Annotated in this window: 12 protein-coding genes; 7 read left to right on the top strand and 5 right to left on the bottom strand. The window is 57.4% G+C overall.

Features of this window, described 5'->3' with window-relative positions; translation table 11 throughout:
• Positions 1–130: 130 nt before the first annotated feature.
• Entirely contained in the window at positions 131–847 is a 717-nt protein-coding gene (locus AC07YV_RS03770; protein WP_102698477.1) for a fimbria/pilus chaperone family protein, read from the bottom strand.
• A gap of 358 nt (positions 848–1205) precedes the next feature.
• Between AC07YV_RS03770 and AC07YV_RS03765 the strand changes: the two genes are divergently transcribed.
• From AC07YV_RS03765 to AC07YV_RS03750, 4 genes are all read left to right on the top strand, one after another.
• Positions 1206–1829: a response regulator gene (locus AC07YV_RS03765; RefSeq protein ID WP_102698476.1), complete on the top strand. Its 624-nt coding sequence runs from the start codon at positions 1206–1208 to the stop codon at positions 1827–1829.
• Between the two features lie 110 nt (positions 1830–1939).
• Positions 1940–2410, top strand: a complete 471-nt coding sequence (locus tag AC07YV_RS03760) for a nuclear transport factor 2 family protein (RefSeq protein WP_007972702.1) — start codon at positions 1940–1942, stop codon at positions 2408–2410.
• Between the two features lie 40 nt (positions 2411–2450).
• Positions 2451–2735, top strand: coding sequence for a GIY-YIG nuclease family protein (locus tag AC07YV_RS03755; protein ID WP_007972703.1), 285 nt, complete (start codon positions 2451–2453; stop codon positions 2733–2735).
• A gap of 84 nt (positions 2736–2819) precedes the next feature.
• Entirely contained in the window at positions 2820–3755 is a 936-nt protein-coding gene (locus tag AC07YV_RS03750; RefSeq protein ID WP_102698475.1) for a glutathione S-transferase family protein, read from the top strand.
• Between the two features lie 102 nt (positions 3756–3857).
• Here the strand turns inward: AC07YV_RS03750 and AC07YV_RS03745 are convergent, their stop codons facing one another.
• Together AC07YV_RS03745 and yejK are read right to left on the bottom strand one after the other, a co-directional pair.
• Entirely contained in the window at positions 3858–4208 is a 351-nt protein-coding gene (locus AC07YV_RS03745; protein ID WP_102698474.1) for a glutaredoxin family protein, read from the bottom strand.
• Entirely contained in the window at positions 4208–5212 is a 1005-nt protein-coding gene (gene yejK / locus AC07YV_RS03740; protein ID WP_008018580.1) for a nucleoid-associated protein YejK, read from the bottom strand. Before yejK ends, AC07YV_RS03745 begins: the two co-directional genes overlap by 1 nt.
• A 396-nt stretch (positions 5213–5608) precedes the next feature.
• Here yejK and AC07YV_RS03735 point away from each other — a divergent pair, with 396 nt between their 5' ends.
• Together AC07YV_RS03735 and AC07YV_RS03730 are read left to right on the top strand one after the other, a co-directional pair.
• The gene (locus tag AC07YV_RS03735) at positions 5609–5890 is read left to right on the top strand and encodes an HU family DNA-binding protein (RefSeq protein WP_007905514.1); all 282 of its coding nucleotides are present in this window, start codon (positions 5609–5611) and stop codon (positions 5888–5890) included.
• A gap of 244 nt (positions 5891–6134) precedes the next feature.
• The gene (locus tag AC07YV_RS03730; protein WP_494990264.1) at positions 6135–6629 is read left to right on the top strand and encodes a DUF3757 domain-containing protein; all 495 of its coding nucleotides are present in this window, start codon (positions 6135–6137) and stop codon (positions 6627–6629) included.
• 125 nt (positions 6630–6754) lie between these two features.
• On the opposite strand, the gene rlmF is transcribed toward AC07YV_RS03730, so the two are convergent.
• A complete protein-coding gene (gene rlmF / locus AC07YV_RS03725; protein WP_102698473.1) occupies positions 6755–7786 on the bottom strand; it encodes a 23S rRNA (adenine(1618)-N(6))-methyltransferase RlmF in 1032 nt (343 codons plus the stop codon).
• A gap of 231 nt (positions 7787–8017) precedes the next feature.
• Here rlmF and AC07YV_RS03720 point away from each other — a divergent pair, with 231 nt between their 5' ends.
• On the top strand, positions 8018–8413 hold the full coding sequence (locus AC07YV_RS03720) for a hypothetical protein (RefSeq protein WP_102698472.1): 396 nt from the start codon (positions 8018–8020) through the stop codon (positions 8411–8413).
• Positions 8414–8622: 209 nt separating this feature from the next.
• On the opposite strand, the gene AC07YV_RS03715 is transcribed toward AC07YV_RS03720, so the two are convergent.
• Positions 8623–11469: a valine--tRNA ligase gene (locus AC07YV_RS03715; RefSeq protein WP_102698471.1), complete on the bottom strand. Its 2847-nt coding sequence runs from the start codon at positions 11467–11469 to the stop codon at positions 8623–8625.
• Positions 11470–11515: the final 46 nt, after the last annotated feature.

The following is an 11515-nucleotide window of genomic DNA, read 5'->3' as shown; positions in this document are numbered from 1 at the left end:
TGGGTGAGGTCGGCGGGCGCGCCTGTTTTGCTCTGGCTTCAGACACGCTCTTGGCAATGGCTAGAGGGCCGTTGCCTTGAAACATCAGCGCTCACTGTTCTTCAAAGGGCGCTTTGGAGTGGTTGTGGTTTCAGAGTTTGATGGGCGCCTCATGGTGAGGCACGCTGAAACCGTAGACGGTGGCCGGCTGAAAACGCACTTGCGTAGCGCCACCTGATGGCACCGGAACACTGATGTGTTCACCGGGCAATACATAGGTTTTAGGTAGCAGGACGTTGCCGGCAGAAGGTAACAATGTCACTTCCTGGCCCAGACGTACCACGTAGGGCGTATCGTTGCGCACGGTCAGTTGCGCGTCCTTCAACGACCATTGCAGGTCGGTCCAGGGCGTGCGATTAGGCGCCAGGCCTTTGGGGTGAAGGATCAGTGGCAGATTCTGGCGCACTGTCACACCCACGCGGGCATGTCCGGCTTCGACTGCAGGTTTGCCTTGGGGAATGCCTTCGAAGATCACCCGCTTCAGACGCTGGGTGAGCAGGGGTTTTTCCGCTTGAAGAATGAACCGAACCAATTGCGTTTTCGACGCTTCGACGCGCGCCAGCGGTGGCGTGACAAATGCCAGGGGCTCGGTGTCCTCGGGGATGTCTTCGATGGTGACGTGCATCAAGGCCAGTGTGGAATCAGTGTTGGTTACTGTAACGGACGCTTCGCCATCAGCTTCGTTGACGATGACAACGGAAGTATTCGGCACCATGCCATCGGCCTGGGCCTGTACGGTCAGCAGGAGAGCGAGTGTGCCGATGCCGGAATTGAGCAGGCGGCGTGTGATTGTTGAAAACATCGTCATGACGTGTCTCGTTGAGCGTTTCGTAAAAAGTAAATGCCGGGGTGGTGCGGACAAGATTCAATCTATCGGTCGAAGTCACTGGGTGGTATGCAACTAATACGAAAAGAGAGCGGGCGTGTATGAAGGAGTGTTGCGGACTACGCAGCGTTTTCTAAGAGGACTCTTTTTTGGTGTAGTCCTCCTGCGTAGTCTTCAGCGCACTGCAATGTAGGAACCTTCTATTTGTTAGATGGGCAAAGAGTTAGCCCATTGAATACATTGGGGGGGCGACGTCAGAGGGTTTTTTGAGGCGTTGTGGAAGGGGCAGGAACGGCGCTACTTTCCGCGCTTTTGCGCCACCAGCAGGAGGTTTCCCACAATGCGAGTCGTTATTGCTGACGACCATTCCGTCGTTCGTGTCGGGCTGCGCATACTCATCAACGCCAGTCGACGATGCGTGATCGTCGGCGAGGCCGACAGTGTCGACAACTTGATGAGTCTGCTTTCAAGTACCTCCTGCGAACTGCTGATCACCGACTTCTCCATGCCGGGAGGGCAGCAGGCCGATGGCTTGAAAATGTTGAGTAAGATTCAGCGCCTTTACCCGACCTTGCCGATCATTCTGGTGACCATGTTTACCAGTGTGGTGACGGCAAGGGCTGCACTGGCGCTAGGGGTGATGGGCATCGTCGCCAAAACCGCATCGGCGACGGAGTTGCACCTGGCAATCAATGCGGTGCAGGAAGGGCGCCGTTACCTCAGCAAGTCCCTGCGCACGCTGTTGGCCAATACCCGGGATCAGTTTCATGAATTACCCTTGTCAGCCAAGGAGCACGAAGTGGTCAGAATGCTCGCCAGTGGCATGACCGTCAGCGAAATCGCCGTTCACTTCAATCGCAGCGTGTCGACCATCAGTAAACAAAAGAAAATGGCCATGCACCGGTTAGGTATTTCCACGGACGTTGATCTTTTTTCCTACGCCCGGGACAGCGGAATGAGCTGAATAGTCATCGCGTTATTTTCGTCGTGAATGCCGATAGTGTTCGATGCATTTGCAGACTATCGTGCGGGCATTCTTTCGAAATCATTATGCAAACCCAGGGGAACCCGCAGATGAGTGAAGCCCATAGCGCCTTGATCACCCGTTTCTACCAGGCTTTCCAGCGCCTGGATGCCGAAGCCATGGCTGCCTGCTACACCGATGACGTGGTGTTCAGTGACCCGGCGTTCGGTGAGCTTCGCGGTCGCGATGCCGGTGACATGTGGCGCATGCTGACGACTCGGGCCAAGGATTTTTCCCTGACCTTCGATCATGTTCACGCCGACGGGCGCACCGGTGGCGCCCATTGGGTGGCGACCTACCTGTTCAGCCAGACCGGCAACACCGTGGTCAACGACATCCAGGCGCGTTTTATCTTCCGCGACGGCAGGATCTGCGAGCATCACGACAGCTTTGATCTCTGGACCTGGTCACGTCAGGCATTGGGCTTCAAAGGTCTGCTGCTGGGCTGGACGCCACTGGTGCGCAACGCCGTTCGCGCCCAGGCATTGAAGGGGCTGAAGGCATTTCAGGCTGGTCGCTGATAAGATCACGGCTCGTTTCCTTTCAAGCCTTGATCGTGCCGTGACCACCCCAAGCGAGTCTCCCGTCAGCAAGCCCTGGTTCGTCTACCTCGTTCGCGCAGCCAATGGTTCGCTCTATTGCGGGGTCAGCGATGATCCCGTGCGCCGCTTCGCCAAGCATCAAAGTGGCAAGGGTGCACGGTTCTTTCTTTCCAGCCCGGCCATGGCGCTGGTCTACACCGAACTTTGTCGCGACAAAAGCGATGCGCTGCGCCAGGAACGGCTGATCAAGAAACTGCGCAAAAGCGCCAAGGAATGTCTGGTAGCGTCTTATCAATCTGGCTGATCGGCTCCCATCAGGCACATCTGTAGGCTGCCAACCGATTGCGCGCTAAGCTGCGGATTCCTAATTTGTGCGGCGGAGCCGAGCATGTCCGAGTTGATTCTGCATCATTACCCGACGTCCCTCTTTGCCGAGAAGGCCCGCCTGCTGCTGGGCTTCAAGGGCTTGTCATGGCGCTCGGTGAAGATCTCGCCAGTGATGCCAAAGCCGGACCTTACGGCGTTGACCGGTGGCTACCGCAAGACACCGGTGTTGCAGGTCGGTGCAGATATTTATTGCGATACGGCATTGATTGCCCGGCGACTGGAACAGGAAAAAGCCTTGCCCGCGTTCTTTCCGGAAGGTCAGGAAATGATCACCGCGGCGTTTGCAGCCTGGGCTGACTCTGTTGTGTTCCAGCACGTGGTCAGCCTGGTGTTCCAGCCGGAATCGATAGCGGTGCGCTTTGGCAATTTATCGCCGGAGGCGATCAAGGCGTTCCTGGCCGACCGCGCCGGTTTGTTCAGTGGTGGTAGCGCGACAAAATTGTCGGCCGAGCAGGCCAAACATCAGTGGCCAACGATCATGTCGCGGCTGGAGCTGCAGTTGCAGCGTGAAGAGGGTGATTTCCTGTTCGGTGAACCGTCGATTGCCGACTTTGCCCTGGCCCATTGCCTTTGGTTCCTCAAGGCCACAGCGGTGACGGCTCCGCTGGTCGAAGCTTACCCGGCAGTCAATGCGTGGCACTCTCGGGTATTGGGCTTTGGTCATGGCGCCTCCAGCGAGATGACGTCCGAAGAGGCGCTGGAGGTGGCGCGCAGCTCCACGCCAGCGGCATTGCCGGATGAACAGTTCGTCGATCCCAACGGATTCACGGCGGGTCAGCAGGTGGTGATCGCCGCCACGGACTACGGCGTTGATCCGGTCGCGGGAGAGCTGCTGTTTGCCGGCAGCGAAGAATTGATCTTACGGCGCAAGGATGAGCGTGGCGGCGTGGTGCATGTGCACTTCCCGCGGTTTGGTTTCCGTATCGAAGCCTGCTGACATTTCTGTTGATAGCAAAAACGAAAAGATCGCAGCCTTCGGCAGCTCCTACACCAATCTCATGTAGGAGCTGCCGAAGGCTGCGATCTTTTGATCTTTGGGTTACTTCAGTGCGGCCAGAATCGCATCCGGGTCATACCCGCGAATCAGGGTTCCGTTCACATCGATGATCGGAATCCCTCCGCCACCCAAGGCCTCATAGTCCTTGCGCGCGACGGCATCTTTCTCGATATCGAACTCCTTGTACGGAATGCCTTTCTGATCGAGAAAGCGCCGGGTCAGCTTGCAGTAACCACACCATTCGGTGGCGTAGAGCACGACGTTGGCCCGGGCCTGCGTCTGTGCTGGCACCACTTGCGAAGGGTTGAACACCCGCTCGATCTTGCCCCAGTTCTGGTAAGCCACGACCACCAGCAGGATCAGCAGGAATTTTTTCAGGACGCCGCCGAGCATCAGTTGCGACGCTTCAGCTGATCGGTGAGCGAAGTGGGCAGGCCCTTGATGATCAACGTGCCGGCTTCTTCGTCGTACTCGATCTTCGAGCCCAGCAGGTGCGCTTCGAAACTGATCGACAAGCCTTCGGCGCGGCCAGTGAATCGACGGAACTGGTTCAGGGTGCGTTTATCGGCCGGGATTTCCGGCGACAGGCCGTAGTCCTTGTTGCGAATGTGATCGTAGAAGGCCTTCGGGCGTTCTTCGTCGATCAGCCCCGACAATTCTTCCAGGCCCATCGGCTCACCAAGCTTGGCCTGGCTGCTGGCGTAATCCACCAGGGTCTTGGTCTTCTCGCGGGCGTCGTCTTCCGGCAGGTCTTCGCTTTCAACGAAATCACTGAAGGCCTTGAGCAGGGTGCGGGTTTCACCCGGACCGTCGACACCTTCCTGGCAGCCGATGAAGTCTCGGAAATACTCCGAAACCTTTTTGCCGTTCTTGCCTTTGATGAACGAAATGTACTGCTTGGATTGTTTATTGTTCTGCCATTCGGAAACGTTGATCCGCGCCGCCAGGTGCAATTGGCCCAGGTCCAGGTGACGGGACGGGGTCACGTCCAGTTCATCGGTCACGGCCACGCCTTCGCTGTGGTGCAGCAGGGCGATGGCCAGGTAGTCGGTCATGCCTTGCTGATAGTGTGCGAACAACACATGGCCGCCGACGGACAGGTTCGATTCTTCCATCAGTTTTTGCAGGTGCTCGACCGCCACGCGGCTGAACGCGGTGAAATCCTGGCCGCCCTCGAGGTACTCCTTCAGCCAGCCGCTGAACGGAAATGCACCGGATTCCGGATGGAACAAGCCCCAGGCTTTACCCTGTTTGGCGTTATAGCTTTCGTTGAGGTCGGCGAGCATGTTCTCGATGGCCGCGGACTCGGCCAGTTCGGAGTCACGGGCGTGGAGAACTGCAGGTGTGCCGTCGGGTTTTTTGTCGATCAGGTGGACGATGCAATGACGGATCGGCATGGGCTTCTCGGCTGAATGAGGAGAGGAGGGCGTGCTCCCCCGAAAAAGCGCTCAGTGTACCGCAACCACTGGTTTTGGCGCGGTGCGAAGGGCAATTGGCAGGCGACCGACGGCGCTTATGCGTTTTTTTCCTGTTTTAGCGCAATAAAGCTGACCAAATGGGTAGCTAGAGGCGGATATTTCCACGTCTGTGTGCTAGCTTTGCCCGGTCTTGCGCGAAGTCACTGCGTTAAGCGTGCAGTCAGCATTTGTCAGGTCGAACCAAACCCTGATTTCGGTATCTATAACCCCGATCCCGAGGTTATTTGGCCGAGGGTGCCAGATCCAGAAGATCGGGCTCGATGGCTGACATTGCACTCTGCAATCCATATGAATTTGATAGGGAAGGAACACTAAATGGCTCTTACTAAAGACCAACTGATCGCCGACATCGCTGAAGCTATCGACGCGCCGAAAACCACCGCGCGTAACGCTCTGGACCAACTGGGCCAAATCGTTGCCGATCAGCTGGAAAACGGCGGCGAAATCACTCTGCCAGGTATCGGCAAACTGAAAGTGACTGAGCGTCCTGCCCGTACCGGCCGTAACCCTTCGACTGGCGCTGCCATCGAAATCGCTGCCAAGAAAGTGATCAAGCTGGTTGTGGCCAAAGGCCTGACCGACGCTGTTAACAAGTAAGACTTGTTAAGAGAAACCGTGCGCCGGAGCGATCCGGGCACGGTTTTTTTATGGGCGTTGACAAAGTTTACGCAAAGTAAACTTTGGCAATAATTTCTTTATGGCGGCAGTTGTTACCGCGCATTTCATCGGGATAGCTCGTTTGTTCTGAATAACACTTTTCTCCCTGTATAAAGCGAACGCTCCTACAGAACTGATAGTTGAGTGTGCGCCTTGGGTCGGTAGTATCGATAAGGCGTAGCGCATGGCTTTGCGTAAAAGCCAAAACCAAATTTCAGTTGTTCGTTACAGGGACGTTTTTATGAAAGTTAAACAGTTGTTGATGTGCGTATCGTTTCTGGTGTCCGGTCAGGCGTTGGCCAATGTGACCGAGTACTGCCCAAGCCCTGCTGACATCAAGGAGTTGGCAGCTGGTGCCTATAAAGCCCCGACAGCCAGTGGCGACGGGGAATGGTACGGTGTTTCGCAAACCGGTCGTGGGCCGGTAGGTGAGTTCGAACTGGCGATATTCGCACCTCGCGTAGCTGCCGAGGGTGGCACTGTTGCCGGTGAAATTCTGCGTTGCGGTTACATGCTGAAAAATGGAGGCGAACTGGATATGCGGTACAAGCGAGAGGGAACTGTCGTCAGTATTGATACCAATGGGCCATGGGAGGAATGGCTGGGTCAGTATTACTGCGATAGCAAGGAGGCGCGGGCCTGTGCGTTCAAAGAAGTTGTTCGTACAACAAAGCGCTGAGTTGCCAGGAAAGTTATCCGATAGATTAAGGTTGCGGGCCTGAGCGTCACCGTTCACCGCCAAGGCTTGTAAAAAAGCCGTGTACAGGAGTCATCCCGACACGGCTTTTTTGTGCGTCCGGGTTTTTACTCGGCTGTAGCTTTCGACCATCGCGCCTGACGCCAGGCCTGTTGCTGCGCCTGGGTCTGGAAGGTCCAGGCGACGAAGCGGCTCTGCTTCTGTCCCTGACCCATTTCCACCACTCGACTATCCAGCGCGCCGGCCTTGCTCAGGGCCGTCTGGATCGCCGGCAGGTTCGACGCTTTCGACACCAGCGTGCTGAACCACAGCACTTGTTGCGCCACCTGCACGCTCTCGCTGACCAGTTGCGTGACGAAACGCACTTCCCCGCCCTCACACCATAGTTCCGCCGCCTGCCCGCCAAAGTTCAGCACCGGCAGCTTGCGTTTCGGATCGGCCTTGCCCAGGGCTCGCCATTTGCGCGTACTGCCCCGCGTAGCCTCGTCCAGCGAGGCGTGGAATGGCGGGTTGCACATGGTCAGGTCGAACCGCTCTGCGCTCTCCAGCAGGCCTGTGAGGATCTGCTTGGGATTGCTCTGCTGGCGTACCTGGATCGCCTTGTTCAGGCCATTGGATTGAATGATGGCCTTTGCCGCGGCGATGGCGGTCGCATCGATGTCGGAGCCAAGGAATTGCCAGCGATAATCGCTGTAACCAATCAGCGGATACACGCAGTTGGCGCCCATGCCGATGTCCAGCACCTTCACGGCAGCACCACGGGGGATCGCTCCGTCATTCCCGCTGGCCAGCAGGTCGGCGAGGAAGTGCACGTAATCGGCACGGCCTGGCACTGGCGGGCACAGGTAGTCGGCGGGAATGTCCCAGTGAGCGATGCCATAGAACGACTTGAGCAGCGCCCGGTTGAACACCCGCACGGCCTCCGGGCTGGCAAAGTCGATGCTTTCCTTGCCGTACGGATTGATGATCACGAATTTTTTCAGTTCCGGCGTGCTTTTGATCAGCGCCGGAAAGTCGTAGCGACCCTGATGGCGATTGCGCGGGTGCAGGCTGGCCTTCTCACGCGGCGCCGCGGCTTTGGCCGCAGGCGCGGATACAGGCTTTTTGCGCGCAGGTTTTGGTGTGCGGGGGGCGGTCATGGCGGTGGTCGATTCGGGTATGGCTAAAAGTGGCGGGCATTGTCCCACATCTGAAAACTGACGGGTTGTTTTGTCTGGATTTGAACGTGCTTATTGCTAATGGGTATAGCTAACTGTCAGGTATGACAGTAGGTTTATGGTTTTTTATTGTTTTTAATTAAGTTGTCTTGGTAACGCTTGTTGATACAAATATCCTTCATATAAATGGGTGTGTTATCTTGGAGATATAAAATGATTAATCCTACTGTTGAGTTTTTGCATACGATCGACTCTGAACTTTACTGTGGTTCTTTTATACCGGCGGATCAGGGTATGTGGCTCGAAGTGCGCGTAGGGTCGCTGGAAGGGGCGCAGAACAATGCTGTGCTCAAGCTTGATTTTGAGGGGAGTAATAAGGTGGATGGCTCCGACCCAATTCCCGAAACAAAGACATCGTTGAATCACTTTCTAACTCCGGAGAATATTAGGGATGGGGTGGTTTTAAAGATTGCAGCATGGGAGGAAAGTGTTAAATATGTTGAAGATGGTTCGGTTCGTGCCTCTCTCACCATTAATGGCGGTAACTCTACGACTGTTCTAACTCGGGCTCATTTTCTCTTTCCTGGCGGTGGTAGTTGTAGGTTCTAAATTTATGCTGGTCGCTCGGGGAACCCAAAAAATATTTCGCCGATTTTGCATCTCTCGGCCGCGAACCATGTCTTGCTGCATAGACGGGAAAGCGCATTTATCCTCGGGCAATCAGGTTCAAATCCCCGAAGTATCCGATCAAAAAAAATGCCAGTCAGTTTAACTGACTGGCATTTGCCTATCGGGTGCCCTATATCACCTAGCGGTGTTTACAGACTGGCAATCCGCGCATGCTGCTCGGCCAGCTTGCCCAGGGCCTGTTCGGCCTCGGCCAGTTTGGCGCGTTCCTTTTCGATGACTTCGGCGGGCGCCTTGTCGACGAAACCGGCGTTGGACAGCTTGCCGCCGACTCGTTGCACTTCACCTTGCAGACGCTGGATTTCCTTGTCCAGACGCGCCAGTTCCGCACCTTTGTCGATCAGGCCGGCCATCGGCACCAGCACTTCCATCTCGCCGACCAGTGCGGTAGCGGACAGTGGCGCTTCTTCGCCGGTAGCCAGCACGGTGATCGATTCGAGGCGCGCCAGCTTCTTCAGCAGGGCTTCGTTCTCGGTCAGACGACGCTGATCCTCGGCGCTGACGTTCTTCAGGAACAGCGGCAGCGGTTTGCCCGGACCGATGTTCATTTCGCCACGGATGTTTCGGGTGCCGAGCATCAGGCCCTTGAGCCATTCGATGTCGTCTTCGGCCGCCTGATCGATGCGTGTTTCGTTGGCCACCGGCCAAGGTTGCAGCATGATCGTCTTGCCTTCGATACCGGCCAGCGGCGCGATGCGCTGCCAGATTTCTTCGGTGATGAACGGCATGAACGGGTGCGCCAGGCGCAGGGCGACTTCCAGTACGCGCACCAGGGTGCGACGGGTGCCGCGCTGGCGTTCAACCGGAGCGTTTTCGTCCCACAGCACAGGCTTGGACAGTTCCAGGTACCAGTCGCAGTACTGGTTCCAGATGAACTCGTACAGCGCTTGTGCAGCCAGGTCGAAACGGAACTGGTCGAGTTGGCGGGTCACTTCGGCTTCGGTGCGTTGCAGCTGCGAAATGATCCAGCGGTCAGCCAGCGACAGCTCATAGGCTTCGCCGTTCTGGCCGCAGTCTTCGCCCTTGTCCAGTACGTAACGAGCGGCGTTCCAGATCTTGTTGCAGAAGTTGCGATAGCCCTCGACGCGGCCCATGTCGAACTTGATGTCGCGACCGGTGGACGCCAGCGAGCAGAAGGTGAAGCGCAGGGCGTCGGTGCCGTAGCTGGCGATGCCTTCGGCGAACTCGTCGCGGGTCTGCTTCTCGATCTTCTTCGCCAGTTTCGGCTGCATCATGCCGGAGGTGCGCTTCTGCACCAGGGCTTCGAGCTCGATACCGTCGATGATGTCCAGCGGGTCCAGGACGTTGCCCTTGGACTTGGACATCTTCTGGCCCTGGCCGTCACGCACCAGGCCGTGAACGTACACGGTCTTGAACGGAACCTGCGGCGTGCCGTCTTCGTTTTTCACCAGGTGCATGGTGAGCATGATCATCCGGGCAACCCAGAAGAAAATGATGTCGAAGCCGGTTACCAGGACGTCGGTGGAGTGGAATTTCTTCAGGAACTCGGTTTTTTCCGGCCAGCCGAGGGTGGAGAAGGTCCACAGGCCCGAGCTGAACCAGGTGTCGAGAACGTCGTTGTCCTGTTGCAGCGCAACGTCCGGGCCGAGGTTGTGCTTGGCACGCACTTCGGCTTCGTCGCGACCGACGTAGACCTTGCCCGACTCGTCGTACCAGGCCGGAATGCGGTGGCCCCACCAGAGTTGACGGCTGATGCACCAGTCCTGGATGTCGCGCATCCACGAGAAGTACATGTTTTCGTACTGTTTCGGTACGAACTGGATGCGGCCGTCTTCAACGGCGGCGATCGCAGGCTCGGCCAAAGGCTTGGTGGACACGTACCACTGGTCGGTCAGCCACGGTTCGATGACGGTGCCGGAGCGGTCGCCTTTCGGCACTTTCAGGGCGTGATCGTCAACGCTGACCAACAGGCCGGCAGCGTCGAACGCGGCCACGATCTGCTTGCGCGCTTCGAAGCGATCGAGACCGGCGTATTCGGCCGGGATCTTGCCGTCGATGGTCTCGTTCAGCGTGCCGTCGAGGTTGAACACCTGGCAGGCCGGCAGAACGGTGGCGTTCTTGTCGAAGATGTTCAGCAGCGGCAGGTTGTGACGCTTGCCGACTTCGTAGTCGTTGAAGTCGTGGGCCGGGGTGATTTTCACGCAGCCGGTGCCGAATTCAGGGTCGCAGTAATCGTCGGCGATGATCGGGATGCGGCGGCCAACCAGTGGCAGCTCGACAAATTTGCCGATCAGGGCTTTGTAGCGTTCGTCGTTCGGGTTCACCGCCACGGCGGAGTCGCCGAGCATGGTTTCCGGGCGAGTGGTCGCGACGATCAGGAAATCGTTGCCTTCAGCCGTCTTGGCGCCGTCGGCCAGCGGGTATTTCAGGTTCCACAGGAAACCTTTCTCGTCGTGGTTTTCCACTTCGAGGTCGGAAATCGCCGTGTGCAGCTTGGTGTCCCAGTTGACCAGGCGCTTGCCGCGGTAGATCAGGCCGTCTTCGTGCAGGCGTACGAAAGCCTCTTTAACGGCTTCCGAGAGGCCGTCGTCCATGGTGAAGCGCTCGCGGCTCCAGTCGACGGACGAGCCGAGGCGACGGATCTGACGGCTGATGTTGCCACCGGACTCATCCTTCCATTCCCAGACTTTCTCGAGGAATTTTTCGCGGCCCAGGTCATGGCGGCTCTGGCCTTTGGCTTCGAGCTGACGCTCTACCAGCATCTGCGTGGCGATACCGGCGTGGTCGGTACCCGGCTGCCACAGGGTGTTGCGACCCTGCATGCGGCGGAAACGGATCAGGGCGTCCATGATCGCGTTGTTGAAGCCGTGACCCATGTGCAGGCTGCCGGTGACGTTCGGCGGCGGGATCATGATGGTGTAGGACTCGCCCGCGCCTTGCGGGGCGAAGTAATTCTCTGACTCCCAGGTGTTGTACCAGGAAGTTTCAATGGCGTGCGGCTGGTAGGTCTTATCCATGCGCGGCGGGACCCTATTGGCATTTATTCAGGAAAAGCCGGGAAGT

It is taken from the genome of Pseudomonas sp. GW456-E7 (assembly GCF_059424105.1).
This window is presented reverse-complemented; position numbering and strand designations above follow the sequence as displayed.

Excerpts from the sequence above, each read along its gene's own strand:
- AC07YV_RS03745 (WP_102698474.1), bottom strand. The coding sequence starts at position 4,208 with ATGCTCGGCGGCGTCCTGAAAAAATTCCTGCTGATCCTGCTGGTGGTC.
- rlmF (WP_102698473.1), bottom strand. The coding sequence starts at position 7,786 with ATGACCGCCCCCCGCACACCAAAACCTGCGCGCAAAAAGCCTGTATCC.
- AC07YV_RS03730 (WP_494990264.1), top strand. The coding sequence starts at position 6,135 with ATGGCTTTGCGTAAAAGCCAAAACCAAATTTCAGTTGTTCGTTACAGG.
- AC07YV_RS03760 (WP_007972702.1), top strand. The coding sequence starts at position 1,940 with ATGAGTGAAGCCCATAGCGCCTTGATCACCCGTTTCTACCAGGCTTTC.
- yejK (WP_008018580.1), bottom strand. The coding sequence starts at position 5,212 with ATGCCGATCCGTCATTGCATCGTCCACCTGATCGACAAAAAACCCGAC.
- AC07YV_RS03735 (WP_007905514.1), top strand. The coding sequence starts at position 5,609 with ATGGCTCTTACTAAAGACCAACTGATCGCCGACATCGCTGAAGCTATC.
- AC07YV_RS03750 (WP_102698475.1), top strand. The coding sequence starts at position 2,820 with ATGTCCGAGTTGATTCTGCATCATTACCCGACGTCCCTCTTTGCCGAG.
- AC07YV_RS03765 (WP_102698476.1), top strand. The coding sequence starts at position 1,206 with ATGCGAGTCGTTATTGCTGACGACCATTCCGTCGTTCGTGTCGGGCTG.
- AC07YV_RS03715 (WP_102698471.1), bottom strand. The coding sequence starts at position 11,469 with ATGGATAAGACCTACCAGCCGCACGCCATTGAAACTTCCTGGTACAAC.
- AC07YV_RS03720 (WP_102698472.1), top strand. The coding sequence starts at position 8,018 with ATGATTAATCCTACTGTTGAGTTTTTGCATACGATCGACTCTGAACTT.
- AC07YV_RS03770 (WP_102698477.1), bottom strand. The coding sequence starts at position 847 with ATGACGATGTTTTCAACAATCACACGCCGCCTGCTCAATTCCGGCATC.